The sequence below is a fragment of the Pedobacter sp. 01N416 genome (genome assembly GCF_056399685.1).
In genome coordinates this window covers 1-19,069 of the sequence record NZ_JBFTRT010000268.1, presented here as the reverse complement: position 1 = coordinate 19,069, position 19,069 = coordinate 1, and the positions used below count along the sequence as shown (strand labels likewise).

The 19,069-nt window shown below is 44.3% G+C and carries 21 protein-coding genes; 3 read left to right on the top strand and 18 right to left on the bottom strand.

All coding sequences use genetic code 11. The features are described from left to right. Positions 1–1,949: caspase family protein (locus AC1DND_RS15605; protein ID WP_477582945.1), on the bottom strand; the 1,949-nt coding region annotated here is incomplete at its 3' end. Between the two features lie 103 nt (positions 1,950–2,052). On the opposite strand from AC1DND_RS15605, the gene AC1DND_RS15600 reads away from it, so the two are divergent. Both AC1DND_RS15600 and AC1DND_RS15595 read left to right on the top strand, forming a co-directional pair. After that, positions 2,053–3,744: a caspase family protein gene (locus tag AC1DND_RS15600; RefSeq protein ID WP_477582943.1), complete on the top strand. Its 1,692-nt coding sequence runs from the start codon at positions 2,053–2,055 to the stop codon at positions 3,742–3,744. Continuing rightward, positions 3,741–4,349, top strand: coding sequence for a hypothetical protein (locus AC1DND_RS15595; protein WP_477582941.1), 609 nt, complete (start codon positions 3,741–3,743; stop codon positions 4,347–4,349). Before AC1DND_RS15600 ends, AC1DND_RS15595 begins: the two co-directional genes overlap by 4 nt. 39 nt (positions 4,350–4,388) lie before the next feature. Here the strand turns inward: AC1DND_RS15595 and AC1DND_RS15590 are convergent, their stop codons facing one another. The 17 genes from AC1DND_RS15590 to AC1DND_RS15510 form a co-directional block, all read right to left on the bottom strand. After that, positions 4,389–4,568 (bottom strand): histone H1, encoded by a 180-nt coding sequence (locus AC1DND_RS15590; RefSeq protein ID WP_477582939.1) that lies wholly within the window; start codon positions 4,566–4,568, stop codon positions 4,389–4,391. 39 nt (positions 4,569–4,607) lie between these two features. Then, entirely contained in the window at positions 4,608–4,979 is a 372-nt protein-coding gene (locus AC1DND_RS15585) for a recombinase family protein (protein WP_477582937.1), read from the bottom strand. Positions 4,980–5,036: 57 nt separating this feature from the next. Then, positions 5,037–6,119, bottom strand: coding sequence for a hypothetical protein (locus tag AC1DND_RS15580; RefSeq protein ID WP_477582935.1), 1,083 nt, complete (start codon positions 6,117–6,119; stop codon positions 5,037–5,039). 11 nt (positions 6,120–6,130) lie between these two features. Then, positions 6,131–7,186, bottom strand: a complete 1,056-nt coding sequence (locus AC1DND_RS15575; RefSeq protein ID WP_477582933.1) for a hypothetical protein — start codon at positions 7,184–7,186, stop codon at positions 6,131–6,133. 3 nt (positions 7,187–7,189) lie between these two features. Next, positions 7,190–8,281, bottom strand: a complete 1,092-nt coding sequence (gene traM / locus AC1DND_RS15570) for a conjugative transposon protein TraM (RefSeq protein ID WP_477582931.1) — start codon at positions 8,279–8,281, stop codon at positions 7,190–7,192. A 28-nt stretch (positions 8,282–8,309) separates the two neighbouring features. Next, on the bottom strand, positions 8,310–8,606 hold the full coding sequence (locus AC1DND_RS15565; protein WP_477582930.1) for a hypothetical protein: 297 nt from the start codon (positions 8,604–8,606) through the stop codon (positions 8,310–8,312). Continuing rightward, positions 8,603–9,229: a conjugative transposon protein TraK gene (gene traK, locus AC1DND_RS15560; RefSeq protein WP_477582928.1), complete on the bottom strand. Its 627-nt coding sequence runs from the start codon at positions 9,227–9,229 to the stop codon at positions 8,603–8,605. Before traK ends, AC1DND_RS15565 begins: the two co-directional genes overlap by 4 nt. Before the next feature lie 61 nt (positions 9,230–9,290). Further along, positions 9,291–10,481, bottom strand: coding sequence for a conjugative transposon protein TraJ (traJ, locus tag AC1DND_RS15555; protein WP_477582926.1), 1,191 nt, complete (start codon positions 10,479–10,481; stop codon positions 9,291–9,293). Between the two features lie 91 nt (positions 10,482–10,572). Further along, entirely contained in the window at positions 10,573–11,274 is a 702-nt protein-coding gene (locus AC1DND_RS15550; protein ID WP_477582924.1) for a TerB family tellurite resistance protein, read from the bottom strand. Continuing rightward, positions 11,261–11,740, bottom strand: a complete 480-nt coding sequence (locus tag AC1DND_RS15545) for a hypothetical protein (RefSeq protein ID WP_477582923.1) — start codon at positions 11,738–11,740, stop codon at positions 11,261–11,263. The genes AC1DND_RS15550 and AC1DND_RS15545 overlap by 14 nt, the downstream gene beginning before the upstream one ends. Next, the gene (locus AC1DND_RS15540; RefSeq protein ID WP_477582921.1) at positions 11,724–12,407 is read right to left on the bottom strand and encodes a conjugal transfer protein TraI; all 684 of its coding nucleotides are present in this window, start codon (positions 12,405–12,407) and stop codon (positions 11,724–11,726) included. Before AC1DND_RS15540 ends, AC1DND_RS15545 begins: the two co-directional genes overlap by 17 nt. Positions 12,408–12,530: 123 nt before the next feature. After that, entirely contained in the window at positions 12,531–12,914 is a 384-nt protein-coding gene (locus tag AC1DND_RS15535; protein ID WP_477582920.1) for a hypothetical protein, read from the bottom strand. Between the two features lie 27 nt (positions 12,915–12,941). Further along, complete coding sequence (locus tag AC1DND_RS15530) at positions 12,942–15,440, bottom strand: TraG family conjugative transposon ATPase (protein WP_477582918.1); 2,499 nt, start codon at positions 15,438–15,440, stop codon at positions 12,942–12,944. Next, the gene (locus tag AC1DND_RS15525; RefSeq protein WP_477582916.1) at positions 15,437–15,763 is read right to left on the bottom strand and encodes a DUF4133 domain-containing protein; all 327 of its coding nucleotides are present in this window, start codon (positions 15,761–15,763) and stop codon (positions 15,437–15,439) included. The genes AC1DND_RS15530 and AC1DND_RS15525 overlap by 4 nt, the downstream gene beginning before the upstream one ends. Positions 15,764–15,765: 2 nt before the next feature. After that, entirely contained in the window at positions 15,766–16,110 is a 345-nt protein-coding gene (locus tag AC1DND_RS15520; RefSeq protein WP_477582914.1) for a DUF4134 domain-containing protein, read from the bottom strand. A 71-nt stretch (positions 16,111–16,181) separates the two neighbouring features. Continuing rightward, complete coding sequence (locus AC1DND_RS15515; protein WP_477582912.1) at positions 16,182–16,709, bottom strand: hypothetical protein; 528 nt, start codon at positions 16,707–16,709, stop codon at positions 16,182–16,184. A 158-nt stretch (positions 16,710–16,867) separates the two neighbouring features. After that, complete coding sequence (locus AC1DND_RS15510; RefSeq protein ID WP_477582947.1) at positions 16,868–17,413, bottom strand: RteC domain-containing protein; 546 nt, start codon at positions 17,411–17,413, stop codon at positions 16,868–16,870. A 415-nt stretch (positions 17,414–17,828) separates the two neighbouring features. On the opposite strand from AC1DND_RS15510, the gene AC1DND_RS15505 reads away from it, so the two are divergent. After that, positions 17,829–18,446: a Crp/Fnr family transcriptional regulator gene (locus AC1DND_RS15505; RefSeq protein ID WP_477582910.1), complete on the top strand. Its 618-nt coding sequence runs from the start codon at positions 17,829–17,831 to the stop codon at positions 18,444–18,446. Positions 18,447–19,069: the final 623 nt, after the last annotated feature.

Here is a 19,069-nt window from a genome sequence, read left to right as displayed (position 1 = left end):
GTTTCTTTAGTTCTGCCAAATCGAACCAGATCTGCGGGACTAAACTTATTTGAGCTTACCCAGATTTCTTTATCAACATAAAAATTAAAGATATTTTTAAAAATATCAGTACGCTGCTGCTCATCAAATCTATCAGTTTCAAATTTGATGATCACCTCACGATCTTCTTGAAGAATCATATCTACCAACTGGGTAACCGTCGTTCCTTTATCAATGCTGATCAAAAAAGAAAGGGTATTGGTCCAAGTCGGCTTAACTCTTTTTGACCCTGCTGACTCGATAAATAAAAGCTTCTGTAATTTACCGAATGTTTGTCTGGCAAGAACCCTTGAAGCTAGGTATTCCTGAATATTGTTATGTTCAAAGCTCCAGTTATCTTTAGCCCGATCGTAGTTGAATGCCGGTAATGTTTTACATTGGAGATATTTCTCTTGATCCGGAAAAATACTGTGAAGATCCTCATCCGTCAGGTAGTTTTTCCCTGTCRTCTCCATCACAAATGCAATATTTTCAAGCATGGAAAATAACGTTACTTCATTTGTTTCACCCCCTTCGGTTTTCCGCAGAAAGCCTTTATCCTGATCGACTATACTTTTTTCCATGATCTTTCCTCTGCCACCGCTAAAATCCCCGTTTTCCAGATAATAAGCGATCAATACTTTCAGGAAAAATGGTTTTTGAATCAGATCCAGAAACTGGGCATCATAAATTTTAGCAATAAAGGTTTCTGCATCTATACCCTGAATTCTGGACAAAATAGACTCAACGATCTCGAGCGTCACTTCACTGATAAAGAAAGCTTTGAAACCGCCTAAGGTCCCCAGATTGTCATTAGAGGGGTTTTCATAAAAATTAGTCCGACAGGAAACAACAGCTGTAATCTGATAATTTGTTTCAAAAAAATCCTTAATCGCCCGAACTGCCTGTCCAAAGAATTCCGGTTGTACCTCATCGAGTCCATCCAAAAATATGACGAGAGCTGCAGGATCGGTCTGATCCCATCCCCGGGGAAGGAAGTCTTCGAGATTTTGTTCCTGGAACATATTCAGCTTTACCAGGATAGGGGTCATTGGGTGATCAATATGTTTTAGTTTTAAAGCCAAACGAATCAACTCAATGGATTTGCCCGAACCTGCTCCGCCCAGAAGTACGATCTTTTTTTGTGTTTTGATGAGATCTTCTAGATAAACCCTACCAGCTTCCTGTGCAAAAAAAGAAGCAAAATCGCCGTCTTCTGCCGCGGCATAAGTGATGTGCCGCGAAATATACGTTTCTGGAAGATTTATCCCTGGAAACTCAAAATCCTGTTTTCCTTCTGGATATATTTTTGGGGCATCTCTGTCCAACTCAAGAGTCATCTCGCCAGCTATTCCGGCATAATATTTTAACCGCGCAGCACCGGGTTGCTGTCCTTGGCGACCTTTGGTATTCACGATAACTTCATTAAAAACGCTGGTCATTTTCAAATCAGGGCTTTTGTTACTTTCCAGAAAAGCATTAAGACATTGTGCAAATGGGCTACCTTCACCTTTTATTCCATCACTGACTTTGGTGATTTCCCCAGAGGTCAATACCCATCTTGAGTTATCACTGGTCAAGGAAGTTCTCGCATCTATCTTTTCCTGGACACCATGCTCGAAAATAAACGTTCCTGAGTAACAGCAATCGGAGATCAGCAGCACGTGATCGGCGCTGATTGCCCTGATATAGTCGTTGACTGTAGAATTGGGAATATAGTTATATTTTTTTTCACCAGCATCGATCGGTACCCAGCAACCCAGCTTCGTGTTTTTATCTATCTCTCCATGCCCTGCAAAGTAGATAATGAGATTTTTGCATTCAGTTGTATTCGGACCAAGTTTCTCAAATTCTTCAAGAATATTTGCCCTTGTCGCTCTTTGGTCATCTAATAAAGGACAAAACAGCTCAAAATTATAGCGTTCCTCCATCACCTTTAAAAAACGGCATTCAAAATTGATTGATCAGAAAACAGATAGTTGTTAAAAATTAATAAATTAGCTCATCCTAAAACAACACGATTAAACGCTCACGATGAAAAAATGTGCAATACTTATTGGGGTAAACAATACCCATGRCCTTCCACCACTTTCTGCTGCACAGGATAATGCAAAGAAAATGAATGAATGGGCACTTAGTCAAGGCTTCATAACAAGTCTTTTTACTGACGAAAATGTACCCGTAAGGTATGATGAGATTTTAGAAGCAGTAGATAGCTATGTAAAAACCTATGAATATGAACAAATGGTTATTTATTTTTCAGGGCATGGCTACCTAGCTGGTCCCAGACAAGAGGTATGGACACTTTCAGACGCAAAGTCTAACCCAGGTCAGTGCATCGGTCTTTCTCAGAGTATAATGTATTCGAGATTCACCAAAATCAAAAATGTGGTATTTATTTCCGATGCATGCCGAACTGCCAATACCGCTATTAATTTTCTCGGAAACAATGGCCTTTCAATATTTAAAACAGATAATGAGGAAGCTTCATTGATGAAGGTTGACGAGTTTTATGCCAGTCTGCCAGGTAAACCTTCCCACGAGATTTTGACATCTTCTGGAACCTATGAAAGTATTTACACTGAATGCTTATTGGAAGGCTTAAATGGGGTAATTCCCGAGATAATCACGACCTTATCCACTGGCACTGAATATAGACACGTCGTCCTAGCATATGAGCTCAATGACTACCTAGAAAATGCGGTACCAAAAAAACTGATTGAGTTAGGCCTGTTTCAAGAACAACAACCCTTAGGAGAAATTACATCCAGAAATCCTATTTTTCTTTCAAAAATAACAGGCTACGCGCCGGAAAGAACTGCACATTCATATCCACCGGAAAAACCTGATGAAGATGGTTCGAACTTTGGTCTTCCAAAATCTTTTATAAACAAACCAGAGGTCCGGAAAGAAATTGATCGGAACATTACTGACATAATGGATTCTCTAAGCGAGTCTGATATCCTTCCTGGTATGGAAGCGAATACCGGCTTGAAAATCACGGGAGTCCTTCCAGAAAAAATTTGGACAGACGGACATGAACAAGAAATAGCAAAGCAGACCTCAAACTCTGGAATATTCTTTGAGTCATCTACCGATCGCTCATCTACAGTTCTCATTCAATTGGAGGATGGAACGGGCATCCCTTTTACATTAATTAAAGGTTACCATGCCAATGCTGTTTTTAGAGACAAACGCCTGATCAACATCAACTATATCCCCTCTCCGTTCAGTTACAAGCGTTTTGATTATGTGAGATTAGAGCAGGAAATCAAAAAGCAAAAAGCAGAGATCATTGCAGCTGCGCAATTCGGCGTCTTTTCGCCCAGCGAGAAGAAGCTCTCTATGTTTGCAGACTACATCAGAAGATATAAAGCTATAGATCCGACACTTGGACTTTTTGCAGCATATGCTTATGCCTTATCCGGAGATTTTAACGAAATAAGATCTGTATACGATCACATGGCGCGTGAAAAAGAGCCCGTGCTGTTTGATGTAGCACTATTAAACAAATTTACCGAACTAAATGGAAAGGATGTTGGTTTAAAACGCAAAAAAAGCAACAGCTCTTTTATGCCGCTATTAACACAGGGCTGGTCCTATATGAATCTGAGCAATGATGATAATCTTTTTGAACTATCCACCTCCCTGATTCCTGGCCTTTGGACTTCCTTCGATGAAAAAGGGGTTAAACTTTTAATTGCACTATTAAAACAAAAATTATGAGAATATTAATGATTCATGGTATAAACCAACAAAATAAGGATGCTGGGGAGATCAAGCAGGAATGGATTTCAGCGCTGAAAAATGGGTTTAAAAATGCCAGTCTGACATTCCCTGCGGACCTGGTCTTTGACTTTCCCTATTATGGAGATCTACTGATCTCTTTGCAGGAAGCATACGAAAAGGAAAAGAACGGAGGCAGCTACATCCTAAAATCTTCTTCCCCGGGGGATGATCCCATTGAGACTTTGCAGGAGAAAGTCCTTGAGGAAATACTTTCGGATATCGATCTTCAAGCTTTAAATATAACCCATGAACAGCCAGAAATAAGGGAGAAAGCATGGTACAACCATGCCCCCTGGCTAGCAATCGCTAGGAAACTAGATAATATTAGATATTTGGGGAATCTTTCTCTAGTAAAAACAACTACAGAGGTCGCAGCCTACTTAAGTGTTAAGTTGATCCGTAATAAGATCGATCAGGAGGTCAGTTCCGCTATTTCTCCCGATACCGATATGGTTATCGCCCATTCGCTTGGTGTTGCTTCTTATATTAATAAAATATATTTAGAGCAAAAGAAAAAGGCATCCAGTAAAAAAAATGCCTGACCAAAACGGCCAGGCACCCCAACAAACCACAAAACCAATCTATTTCGACTTCTTTTTATTTTCACTGACCTCAATACGGATCTGCTGTGCGAGCGCCTTAGCCTGCTGCATGGCAAGGCGGAGCCTGGTCCCAGCTGTCTTATTACCTTTACCAAAAAACTTCAGTGCGTCTTCCTCTGCTCCCAGAACAAGCGCCTTTAACGAATCAAATGTTTTCATATTAATAGTTTTATCGACTAAAAAATTAATGAATTAAAATTAACCCATGGTCATGCCGCCATGTTTATCCAAGCTTAGTTGACTACCCTTGGCCGATACTATAGTTACCCCATACTCGGCCTCAAATTCCGCTTGTTTTAACAATAACCAGCCTACGTCCTTGGAGATCGCGTCCATCTCAGCCACAACCACCATATCCAGCGTACCATAATCATGCTGCATCATATCCTCCAAAATCTTCCATGACATGCCCCTATCACCTTCCTCAGAAAGCCCAACCCTGAGTTCGATACCGTGCTCCTGGCAGAAATCATATATTCGCTGAGCCTGGCGGTCCAGGTCGCGCAGGTCCCCAAAGCGCACAATTCTGGCGTAACCAACAGCAACCAATTTTTTATTCTCCTCTTCCATAGCACTCCCACTACCTCCAAGCGGAATCAATAGCCTCCAATAAATAGCAAGACAGACCTAGTTCCCAATCCCCATTCCTGCTTCCTGCTGTTTATCTTTATTTTTCTCCTTCCCCTGTCCGGCATCCAGCACAGTGGCTAAGGCAGCTTTGGTCAAGAACTGCTCACGTTTTTCCATCGTGCCTTCAGGGGTATAAAAATTCACTTTACCATACCTTGGAACCGCTTCCAGCAAAAGTTTTACCGATTGCCCATCTTTCTCCACGCTCACTAATGGCGTCAACCCATTGCGCAGATCCGCTTCCAGTTTTTCGCGTTTCTCAGGAACAGACAACTCTTTGATCTTATAATTATCCAATACCTTAGGCAGATCAAAGCCGTACTGTGGATCATGGTATTGTTGCAGATTGAAATTACCGTTTGCCCCAGCCCCTTTATCCATATCAAACTTCACCCAGGCCGCATAAACCTCTCCCGAATTAAAATTCACCAAATCATCCCGGTATACCGCATAACCCTGGATCATCTGGGCGGACTGCTGAACCGTAAATCCCTTGCCCCGGTCAGGCCACATGGTCTGCATCGCTGGTTTTCCATAAAAAATCCCCCTGAAAGATTTGGCTACAAAATTTACCTTGCCCTCGTCCAAAGTTGCTACCGTCTGTTTATGGGCCGCGTCTTTTCCGATCGCCAGTTCTGCAGCACCTTCGCGTTTTTTGAAAGCCTCAACTGCATCGGTAACCAGATCAAACTGTTTAACAGCAATGGTCTGCTCCGATGCACCGAGCGCTTTCATTTCTTCCTTTCGGTCTTCTAAATTGTTTAAATTCATAGCTTTTGTTTTTAATAAAGTTTTAGGATTATTTAATTTATGGGCCGGCCCAACTTCCAATTTCTCCAGGACTTTAAGCCCGTTGATCATATCAGCAACCGGTATTGCCAGGTGCCAATTAAAGATCTGCTGGTGTTCCCGTTCAAAGAAAAAGGCAGAAGCTTCATCAGCAAAACAGTTCAGCTCAAACTCCGATGAGATCGGATTGTCACTGTCATAAACCACCCATTTACAGCCCAGCGCATGCTGTTCTTCGAGATATGCGCTCAGCTCAGCTGCCAGCCCTACCTTATCGATAAGTTCAACCATAAAATTTCTTTTTATCTGCTAAGCTCCAGCTGCGATTCCTTTGATTGCTCCAACGGCTTGACCGTACCTAGTTCAAACGAAGGCTGCAATTTCACTGGCACAAACATTTCTTTAAGCTGTTCAAAGCCAATTTCATTTTTAGCCGAATCAAAGAATTCCAGCCTGTTTTCAAACGGCCCGGCACGGATATAAAATTTATCTTTCCCCGGGACACTGATTTCCACCCTGTTCCCCTGTTCCAATCCACGCAATACCAAATCAGTACTGATCGCGTAACATTCAAGCGCAATGGCATGATTCAATAATTGTTTTTTGAGATCATAATCCTGCCCGATACTAGAAGAAAACAGTAATGGCGAGTGAGAAAAATCCTTAGCGGTATCATTCACCCTCACCCAGCTTTTCTCCCATTTACCATCCAACCCTTGATAGTTTTTCAGCACAGATCCACCACGCAACAGATTGATCGCTTCAGCCAGATCAACTCCAGTGCTCTTAGAAAAAAAACAGGACTTTTCAGTTCCATCCACCTGCAACAGCCTTGCATCAAACCCTTTAAAGTGGTAACTCCCTAGATCTTCCTTATCCAGCGAAACCTGAAGCGATAGTTTTTCGCCTGTGTTTAAACCCCGCACGACTTCCAAAACAACTCGCTGCCTTTCATAATCGAGCTGATCTTCAAGCTTCATACCCATCCCTCCTAATCCCAATGAAGAAAGCCGCCCTTTTAGCGCATACATATTTTCATCCCTAAGCCTGGAAAACCGTCGGAGGTGCATTGGTTTATCGATCAGCGCAGCCTTAAGCCCTACAAAAAAACGTAACACCCGATTTGGGTAAAGCTGCCTACTAAGTTTAGCCGTTACCGATTGGAGCACCTGGATATATAGCCGTTCCATTTCCGATGGCCTGACCGATACCCTAAAAAGTCCCTGAGATAAAAACTTATATTTCAATTGCCTCATCTTACGCTCATCCAGATTAGCACCCATAAGCCCAGAAAGTGATTTCTGCCGCTCCTCCCAGGCCAGGTACAGTTGTTCCGCTCTATTTATCCCCGGATCCATGAGCTAACGCAGTTTTAATTTATTGTCACGAAGCAGCACCGCCTGACCACCTTTTAACTTCACCTTAATTTTGCGCAGCTTTTTAGTCAGCATTGACTTCGCCGCATCGATCCCGGCCCCCGCAACCTGCGTGACCAAGGACTGATCAAACGTATTCAGCGCCACATCACCAATGGCATTCCCTGCCCCATCATTCACCGTTTCAGTCAATATCGCTTCCGGTGCATCCAGCCCCAGCATGCCATCATAACTGTACAGCGACAGATCAGAAGGGATAATCGCATTGCCCAAACGGATCTGCTTGATATCCAGCAGCAGGCGCTGGTTGGTAATCTTGCAGGCCCCAAAAAGTTCATGCCCTTTTGGGATCAATACCCCGTTCACCCGTAAAGTATCCAGCAATAAAAGCTTGATTGTTGCGCCCTGAACCACTTTTTTATCTGAAGCGATCACCGCAGGGATTGCTTTGAACAGGCTATCAGTATTGATTTTTTTCGCTCCAGCGATTTTTTGCTTTACCCGTTCAGGATGCTGGATATCGATAATGTTCTCCATCATCGCATTCAGCTGTTTCATCTCCGGATCTTCGCCAGCATTTTTGTTATCCTGCATCATCTTCATCAGTGCCTCGAGCCTATCCACATCGTTTTTCATGTTTCCATTAGCAGAACCGGCCACATCACCCGGACCATATCCAGCTCTAGTACCAGCAACGCTCCCAACACCACTGGCAGTTTCCGCCGGGCGGTCAATCTCACGTTTCAAGGCTTCGAGTTTCAGCGAGATCTCTCCGGTCTGCTCCTCCCGACTGTTTTTAAAACCTAGGTTTTCGCTCATGCGTGAAAGTGAAGCGGATCCCCTCGAAGCAGAATCCCGCTCCGCCTGCTCATAAAAAGCCATTTTATCTGCCGGTTGCTGTTTTTTGATTGCCGCGTCAGGCAGCGAAAAATCTACCTTTCCACGAACAGCAGTATCTTTGACCTCGCCCTTTCCACCGCCCAGCATAAAAAAACCGGTGGTCAATACAGCTGCTGCCAGCAACGGCAAAAAAATCAGCAACACTTTCTTTTTGTCTATTTTTTTCCTGTTTTCCATCTTGATTGTTTTTTATCGGTTAATAATTTTATGGCAAAAAGAGCAGCACCGCTGAAAGGATAAGGTACAGACAGTACATGCAGCCAAGCGCTATAAAGCAGACCAAGGATAGCCGGATTTTTGACTTAGAAATGCCTCTTGTTTTGCTGTTTAAATAGGTAGCCACTAAACGCTGGGCTTTAAGAATTTTCCTGGCCAATTGAAATGCCAGATCGTTTTTATTTATCCGTCCAACATCCCGCTTACCTAGAGGCAACGTTCCACCACCAATAGCACCATCACTTTTCGCTGCCCTATCCCTTAAAAAATAGTTCCAGATCCTCATGGTTCCTCCCCCTTTAACGGTTCAGCCCTGTTCTCCAGCAGCTCAAATTTCCTGATCAGAAAGCCATGGGGATTGTTATCCGTCTGGTTTTTAAGGTCATCTATCATCCCCTGACTCACCAATTTTCTAAAAACCGTCGAAGAAGACCGTACCAGTTTTTGTGTGGCAAAACACCTGAAAGGATAAGGAAACTGGTCCACATCCAATTGTATACTGTCTATGGTGATTTCCTGGGAGATATTGGCTGCAATCAGGTTATTGTAATAACCGTTTTCCTGAAAGTTATCATACTGCTTTTTGGCAGATTCATCGGCCAGGTATAACGCCCTGGTGACACTCGCCTTGATCGCTTTATCATCAGGGACCAAGGCAAAGAAATACTGGTGAAAGGTCCTGATATGGTCACGCAGTTCTACCGGTAGGTTGCTCTTACGGTCAGAAGCCAAAGCCGTTAACAGCTTACCATTATGTAATATGTATATCCGCTGATCCTTGAGGTTATAAAACCGGTAGTATTGATAAACCGCAAAACAGCTTATCCCAAAGCAGGCCAGTATCAGAAAAAAGCTGAACATGCGGATGTGCTTAAAAGCAGTATCGATATTCTTAAACTGGCTGAACATATGAATGAAATAATCGGTGAATACTTAATAATTAAATGATAGGCAGGGGCCAGCCCTGCGGCTACCTTCCTTCAATACGCTGTTGCTGGTGGGGATTGTCCGGGAAATAATCGCCCTGTGCACCGGAAGAAAAACTCTGCTTGATGTTGCGGTAACCATCGCCCAGCGCATCTGCCACCATCCCACCACCTGACTTTGCAGCCTGCGATCCAGAACGGGTAGTAGYAGACACGATCGAATTCACTTTTTGCAGGATCGTATTTCCCCCACCTGCATGCACCACATAATTGGCCACATTCGGTACACAGAAATAACCCACGATGCCGATGATCAAAAAAATCAGGTAAGCGGTATCTAAACTGGAAAAGAAAGTATTCCCCTGCTGTTCGATCTGCGCTAAATCCAGCTTTAGCATATTTTCCTGCACCTTTCCCAGGATACTCGAAAAGATATTACAGATGGGTAACCAGAGAAAAATATTCACATAACGCGCGATCCATACCGTCAAAGTATTCTGAAAACCGTCAAAGACCGCAAATCCAAACACCAGTGGTCCAAGGATGGCCAGTACGATCAGAAAAAAGGTACGCACGGTATTGATGCACAGCGCAGCCGCGGCATAAAGAATCTCCAGCACCTCACTCAGCCACTGCTTGATCGAATTTCTGAAATTATACGATGCCTTAGCAATATTGAACTCCAGCCCACGCGACAGTCCATCCAAAAAAGTTTCTTCTTCCCCGTTTGGATCCTTCGGATAAGCGTATTTATGCCATTTATCCATATCCCCGCTGCCATCTTCCCCGACATACATCTGCCAATAGCGGCTCTTTTTTATTGCGGCTTCCTTCATTTTAAGCAACCGCTCGATTGCTTTATTGCTGTTAGCAACCATGGCATTGGTAGCCGATACCGTTGGTTGTAATACCCCATTGATCATGCCCAGCACCGCCGGAAAAAGCATCACCGCCATGCCCAATGCAAATGGCCGCAACAACGGGTAAAAATCAATAGACTCCGCCGATGCCAGCTGCCGCCATACGCGTGAAGCGATATACCACAAAGCCCCAAAACCAGCGAGTCCCCTGCCGACATTGATCATGCCCGAACATAGCGGCAACATTTCACTATATACCCTGTCCAGCACAGGCTGCAGGCCGGAAATACTCTGTGCCATTCCCTGAGCCATCACATAAGAAGGCAGAAATATTACTGCTAAGAAGGCCACAGACAGATAAACCACTTTTTTCATAAACCCTTGATTTGTTGTTCTGATTATATTGATCTGGCTGATAGCGATGCTAAAAACCCATCCACCAACCAAGCTATCCCTTTAAACAGGCTTAATTCTTCCCCATAAGCACATTACTCAGCCCCTTTACATCCGCTCTTTCTTTGCTCCTTTGCAGATCCAGCATGGCCGCCTGATCATTAAATGCCCGCAAAAACATCAGCTTTTCTTCCGTATCCGCAAAGATCCGGTCAATCGCTGCCAACCTTTCCTGGTCACTCATGCGCAGATTCGACGAAGTAATCACTGTGAGCAGTTCATCCAGGTTATCCTTGCTCAGCTCAAAAAGCTGTCTGTACACCCCGGCCATATAAGCGATATCTTCTTCCGAAAAATTGCCCGAAGCGGAAAAACGCTTAAACGCGCGCTTATATCCGGAAACGATACGACCCTGATAAGTGATAATATCCGCCACTTTGTGATATCTTTTGATCTCCGGGCTCACCAGCATCATGCCGTCCAGAAAGACTTCATGCAAGGAAAAATTCCCTTCAGCGATATCCTTTACCGCCTTATAACCACTGGAAATCAGCAAATAGCCTTTCTTCATATCGGCTAAAATATTCTTCAACTGACTGAGCTTTTCGACATTTAAAAGCAACTGCTGTGCTTCAGTAGACTGGCCGTAACCAGGGGAAGAAAACACGGTCAAAAGGCAGCAAAGTACCACGGAAAAGCGCCTAAAAAGTCTTTTTAATACTGAGCCGAGCAATAACTCAGCGAAATACTCAAACTGATCCCTATTCAAAACCATAAGCCCTCCTCAAGTCTAAAATATCCAAATGATCCCCCTTAAACTCCCCAAACCATCTTGCGATACTGATCTGGTATGCCAGGATTTCTGCCACCTTCACATTTTTTCGAACCGCCGGGCTTACCGTTTTCAAGGAAGAAATAAATGCCTCATGCAGACTGAATTCTCCATTTGTGATATCACGCACGGTCTGCAGTCCCCCATCGACCAACTGGTAACCCTTCTTGGCATAACTTAAGGAAAGCTGTAAAGCAGCAATCTGTTCCAGCAGGTATTTTTTCTGCGTTTTCTTCTGGTTAAAAAATTCGCCAAAGGTCTGTGCATGAGCTGCGCCACCATAGCAGAACATCAAAACCAACAGACCAAGCACCGAAGCCCTCACTTTAAAAGCCGAACGCTTTACTAGACCAACCGCCAATACCGAAACGTTTCCGGCCTTAGCGCAACACTTAATTTTCGATTCCATAGATTTCTTTTAGTTTAGCGCTTTCCTCTATTGAAGAAGCACGTTGAATACTTAAGACCGCATTGCCCCGGTTAAAACTTTTCAGGTCGGTATAATTCGCATCCATCTTTTCAGATGCCTTTGAAATGATCTCCAGTCTTTCCGCATCACTCATTTGCGTTTTAAAGGAATTGACCACCAATAGCAGCTGATCAATATTTTTGATGCTTTCATCCAATATCCCCGAATACACCTTTTGCATATAATCCAGTTCCGAGGCTTCAAAATGTTTATCCTGCTTGAATAAGTTCCAGGCCCACTTGTATTCATCCACAATAGCAACCTGTTTCGCCGTCAGATCCTTCACTTTTTTATAATAGGCAATGGCTGATTTGATCTTCCAGAGTTCCTCGTAATATTCCCGGTAAAGCTCCTTCTGCCGTTGCGTCCAGTCTGCGATCTCTGTCAGCTTTAATTTGGATAGCTGGTTTTCCAAAACCTTCTGCGCATTCTGCAGCCAAATCGTCTCATTCTGCAATCGCTGGATCTTCAGGTCTACCGCCTTGATTACTTTTTTTACGCCCGCCTTGATCACTTCTACCACCGCGATCTGCGCATCTGCTCCTTTTGGTAGCCCCACGATCAAAGTCATCGTACTTACCGGCAGAATTACCATATATTGTTTCATCGTGCTCCGAATTTTAGTCCATAGTTTTCCCAGCCGGTCAGCAGACCGGCCCAATAGATTTTTCATACGTTAATTGATTTTTATCCCTTATACATGTAGCCAGGCAAATGACTTGCCTTCAGATTAATTTCCGACCAACTTTCGAAATTCCCGAGTTCCTAGCAGCAGCACTCCAGAATCGGGATAAAAGCTGATGATCTTGGAATTCCTGGGCACCTGGACCGACCCGCTTTCCTCATCCCAAATCCCCATCCATCGCTCAGTATCATGCTCCAAGCGGCCCAGCTTTCCATTCTCCRGCCGCCTAAAACCCGTCTTTCGAACTATAGAATAGGAACCCTTGACTTTGTTAAAATCCCCAATGATCAGTGTATCCCAAGATTCACTGTACTCTCCCTTGGCGTCATCCACATAGGTACCTGGGATAAAAGATTGCAGGTTCCCATTACTTTTGCAGGCAGTAAAACCCAGCACGCTGAGCAACAGAAAAAGAGTTTTTGTTTTCATGATTGATTTGTATTTGGTTAGCATTGTTTACGATTGGATTGGTTTATGAAGTGTATCTGTTAATTCCTTCTGCTTAGCCCTCATCTCAGCCGCCAGAACCGATATTCCTTTCTGGATGCTGCCATAACGCGCCGCGTATTCCTGCACCAATATCTTTTCCCGCTCTTCGGTGGTATAAGCCAAATACTCCTCTAAACTTACTTCTGTCCGGTAGACTTTACTCATCTGCCCACCCAGCGAGAAAAAGATTTCCTTGTATTTCAGTTTGGGATCGTTTGCTTTGTTCAGTGACAGCACCAACGCCTTTTCCTTATCCGTTAGCCCCAATAGCTCCTGGATCTGGTCAAACTTGTTCTGGTATTTACGCTGATCGAGCAAGATCTTACAATCCGCATTATTGATGATCGCCTGTTTCACAATTGGTGACGAGATCACGTCCTCAATCTCCTGGGTCACCACGATCGGTTCCCCAAAAAACTTACGCATCGTTTTAAATAAATAGCGGATGTATTCAGCCATACCCTCCTTCGCTATCGCTTTCCAGCATTCTTCGATCAGCACCACCTTTCGGATACCTTTCAGCTTTCGCATCTTGGAAATCACCATTTCCATAATGATCAGCGTCACTACCGGAAATAAAATCGGGTGATCTTTCACATTATCCAGTTCGAAAACAATAAACCTTTCAGATAACATATCCAGGTTTTCCGAGGCATTGAGCAGGTAATCAAACTCCCCGCCCCGGTAATAGGGATTGAGCACATAAAGGAAATTCCCGATATCAAAATCCTTCTCCTTTACTTTTCCATCAGATAATACCTGCATATATTCCGACATCAGAAACTCATAGAAGGAATTAAAGCAGGGAAAAATATCACTCCTAAGCTCCAGGTGCTCGTAATACAGTTTCAGGGCATTAGAAATCGCTACATATTCTGACCGTCTATAGGGTTCATCATCCTTTTTCCAAAGCGCCAAAAGCAAAGTTTTGATGCTTTCCTTTTTCTCGGTATCCATCTGATCCCCATCGGAGAGGTAAAATGGATTAAACTTGATCGGATCCTCCTCGCTATAGGTGAAATAATAGCCTCCCACCAGCTCGCAAAGCCCTTTATAACTGTGCCCGATATCCACCAAAATGCAGTGTGCTCCCTGCTCATAATAAGAGCGCATCATATGGTTCACTGCAAAAGATTTCCCGGATCCCGATGGCCCGATCAAAAGCTTTGCCCGGTTAGTAATCAGCCCCTTTTCCCAGGGTTCATCGCTGATATCCACGTGTACCGGTTTCCCTGTCAATCGGTCCCCTAATCTAATCCCGAATGGGCTTAAAGAACTCTGGTAAGCCGTTTCCAGGTTAAAAAAACAAGCCGCCTGCTCTAAAAAAGTATCAAAGGAGTCATTCATTGGAAAATCTGCCGCATTTCCCGGCAGGCCAGCCCACCAGATCTGCGCCTGTCCATCCGTTTCCCGTTTTGCTGAGGCATCCAGTCCCGCCATCGCCGAGCCCACCAGGTTTTTCAGATCCAACGACTTCGATCGGTCCGAAGACCAGGCCAGCACATTAAAGTGCGCTTTTACCGGCAAACGTTGTGATGCTACCGCCTCATTTAAAAAGTCATTTACCGCATCGCGGGACAATGCATTCTCCCTCGAATACGCCGACAGTGACTGCAAACGCAGTTTCTTTGCCTCCAACCTCTTCAGCACTTTATCCCTATCACCTATAAAAATATACTGGTTCAAAATATGGTTGCAGGAGAGCAGCGATCCCAGTGGACTGGCAAAACCGATACTGAACTTTGACCTGTCCGAACTGTATTTATCATAATTGATGCGTGGGCCGCACAGTGCAGGCAGTTCTTCCACATCGGAAAGCGTATAAAGCTCACAGCGTTTATCACCCACCCGTATTTCATCACGCAAATGGATATCTGAGATCAGCGGCATTTCCGCTTTGCCCAATAAAAAGCAGTAACGCTCGATCAAGCCTGGTTTATTTGCCGTTCCAGCAACCTCATCATCAGTCAAGCGCACCAGCGATACAAAACCACTATCAGACAAAATCCGGACAAACTGCCCCACATGATCCAAAAAAGAACTGAACACAGCAGGATCTATCGTCTGTTCCGGCACAATACGCCTGCGCAGGATATTGCTGTAAGCCGAATTTGAAAGTTTCCGTCCCATCGGCTTCGCGGTCAGCATCACATAACACTCATGTTCCAGAAATTCCCGCTCATTAAAAAAGCGTTCCGAGGCTCCCGATAAAAAGCTGTGCTCCACCGAAAAATCTGCCTTAAACTGACTTTCCAGGAACCAATCCTGTTTATGCAGCACCGTGCCAACAGGCAACACCCTGATCGCCTTTACCCAGGCCTGGTGATAACTTTCGTAATCCCTTTCCGAAAGCGTAAAAATTTCCGGCAAGTTTAACCTGAACACCACCGTCAGATCCCCCTGCATCGACTGGATGCAGTCATGCTCTACCTTATATATCGGAAATATATCAGCTGCCTCTATCATGACCGAACGTTTTTTAATCCTGTAAACAACCGTCTCGAGCGGAACACCAGATATTTAGGCAAGGCACGCTTGGCCAGATACTTCAGCAAGCCATGTTCCCCAAACTTTGCACTCATGCGGAACACCACTGCAAACAGGCCACCGCCAGACAGCGCAACCAATACCATCAAAACCACCAACGGCACACCCGACACATAACCCACCGCAAAACCGATCAACAGCAGCACCAAACCCAAAGCCAGATAAGCGATATACTGCGCCTTTAAGCCCTTGAACACAATCGGCCTTCCCACGCCTTTATTGATATGATATACTATAGCCATAACTAAATCCCGAAAAATGATTTTAAAACCGTAGCCACAATCACCAGAAACACGCAGCTACCAAACCAGGCAGAAGCCACCTTGGAAGTATCCGGCTCCCCAGCATTCCACTTGTTAAAAACCTTGACCGCACCTATAATACCCATCACTGCACCGATGGCATACATCAGGTCACAGCCGCTATCAAAATACCCCTTAACCTTATTTGTCGCTTCCTGAATCCCTGCATCGCCATCCTGCGCAAAAAGTGGGAATGTAGACCAAAACTGACACCAGCAAAAGATATATACTACCAATAAAAGTTTGGCAAAAAGCGTCCTAAAAGGACTATTGAATTGGTTTTTCATAAAAAACAGATGAAAATAAATTGATTGATGTTGAACTGGAAATAAATGACCGACCGATCAGAAACGATAAGTTAATACCAGAGATTCTCCAGCTCTTCCACAGAAAGGTGAAAAGCCGCATGCGAACTGATAAATTCATTGATTCGCCTGATCCTGGGATGCGAAGCCATGCCCGGATAATTCTCCTTCACCGCTTTCATCAGCTTCAGGAAATCCCTTTTTGATCCGTCTTCCTTTGCCAGCAACAAAAACACATTTTTGATTTCTTCCAACAGATCCGGCACCAGCCCCTGTTGATCCTCCACCTCACGCCCTTCGAGATCCACAAAACCGATCTCTTCCATTCCCACTGAGCTCATGCCTTCAGGTAATTTTGCTTTGCCCATCAGGTCATCCGCCAAAGGAATTCCTGCACTAACCGGACCGGTATGCTGCTGACCCTGGGGAGCATGCCCACCATCCTGCTTTCCAGCGTTCCTGAAATCCAATGGCCCACGCTTTCTTTTCAGATAAAAAAACAGCAAAACACCACCATACCAGACCAGTGCCAGAACCAATAACACCACCATAAACTGAAGCGTAGAAAAACCTTGCAACATAACCGCTCAACTTTTTCCCGGCACCCCATTGTACCGGGATTTGATAAAGCAAAGTTGCGCAAGCTCCAGATCCTCCTATCCAATATTGGATAGATTGGAATCTGAACCGCTCTTAAAACACCCGATAACCCATATTGCGCTATTACTAAAGACATCTACTAAAACCCATTCCTCCGCCTCGCCTTTTCCGGATCATAGGCATCATCCTCATCCATTTTCTTCAGCACCGCTAGTCTCATCATATCCAGAAATGCTGTCTTGCTCATCGTTTTCCTCGCCTTCAGGTCATCAAAGCCGCGTTTGGGCACCCGAAGGTTCACCCCAAAGAACGTACCCACCACCTTGAACAGCTCCACAATCCCGATACTGCCATTATTCACCTGACCTGTTAAATGGATGCCATGTACCAGCTCGATCAGGTGGATATCCTCCCCCGTCCATTTGAACTCCCGCTGCAGACCGCCCAAAGGGTCAACCACTGTCGAAGACAGAGGACCCCGCCCCGAAAGCGCATGCAACAGCGCCAGGATTTCATTACGCAAGCGCTCCTGTGCTAAAAATGAGCTGACCAGCTCAGCCATCGCAGTACCCAAAAACGGCTCATAACCCAATACAACCGGCTGAAGTACATTCCCTGGATCACGCCTGGTATAAAAAAGGTCATCCAGCATGCATCCATCCAATCTGAAATAATCATAATGCAGTTGTACATAGGTTGATATTTAGATAAATTCCCACCTTGCCCGTTAACTGGCAACAACTCTCACAGGCAGAAAAAGTAAATTCATCATGGACTAATGGTCTGTTCCAGATATAAGCAAAAACGCCCCACAGTGATCAGATCCTTTCTTACATGGTTTTCACTGCGTATATTTCAGAAGTCTTGCAAACTGGCAAGGTCCAGTCATATCCAGTTCAGCCCCTTCTGATACGTTATTCCACTTTCTTCACTGATACCATTTTTTGGTCAGATCATAAACAAAAGCATTAACATCACCCGAACAGCAATACCCGTACTAAACCGCTCAATAAGCCGTTATAAAAGAGTATCCGTCCCGACAGGACAATATTACCCCGTTTAAAAATAACAATGGTTGATCTGTGACACAATCGATCACCATGCCACAATTTAACGACTGCGAAGCCGACCTACTGGAAACATTAAGCTTCATCATCCCCCTTCCAACCCCCATGCAAAACCGGGTGAAAGAAGAAAGCCTAATTGAAACTTTCGAGCGCAAAAAATTACTTTTATCACCCGGCGAAACTGCACGCCGTATCTACTTCATACGCAGTGGATTCCTGCGCGCCTATTTCATTGACGACAGCGGAAACGAATGCACCACCTGGTTTACCGGCAAAGGCGATCTGATGATCTCTGTACATAGCTTTTTCACCCAGCAGCCTGCAAATGAGTACATAGAAGTGCTTCAGGACTGCACACTGCAGTCCCTTACCTGGCTCGAGCTGAATGCTTACTACGCTGACTTCAGCGAAGGCAACCTGTTGGGCAGGCTCATCACCCAGCGGTACTTTATCCTAAGCGAAGAAAGGGCAATACTGCTGCACACCCGAAGCCCCGAACAACGCTATGACCTGTTACTCCAAAACCATCCCGAAATCGAACAGCAGACTACCCAACAGAACATCGCCTCCTACCTCGGCATCAGCCGTGAAACACTGAGCAGAATCCGCAGAAAAAAAACCAGAATGTGTCACCAGACACAAAACCGCTAAAACACAACAGGCATTTTTTTATTTAAAAAAGATCTGCTAAAACTAAATTAATGGTTGCTTTATCATCACTTCAATTCTGGAGCGATCAGAAAATCGGCACCCACCTCATATTAATCCCTTGTTGTTCCGTCGTCAAATAAAACCAACCCTCAATCGGAACAACAGTTGATACGAAATAGATGACCACTAATAAGTTTCTTTCCTGATTTCTGTTTCAATTCACCCCTGATCCATTTAATTATCTTTTATGGTATACCMAGAACATATGAAATTATATGGCTAGTCTTCTCCAACTTGGACTGCTCATGAAATAACAAAGCCCGGCAATTTTTAAAACTGCCGGGCTTTGCTATGCAAGTTAAATGGCCTTAGCGGGACGCTAAAACTAGATGAGTTTTCTTTTATCTTTATTTGATGTTTTATAGGGCTCGTCCCCCTCATTTTTGCACCCAAATAGACTCATCAATAACAGCATTTATATTATTCTCATATTGTTGACAGCCCAAATTAAACAGAGCCGTAGATATCCTTCTAACTGATGCCCATAGCGTACTTATCTATTGCTTTAAATTAATTATGATTGGGGATGAACTGTTGAATCGTCTAATCAAACTTATCACAAC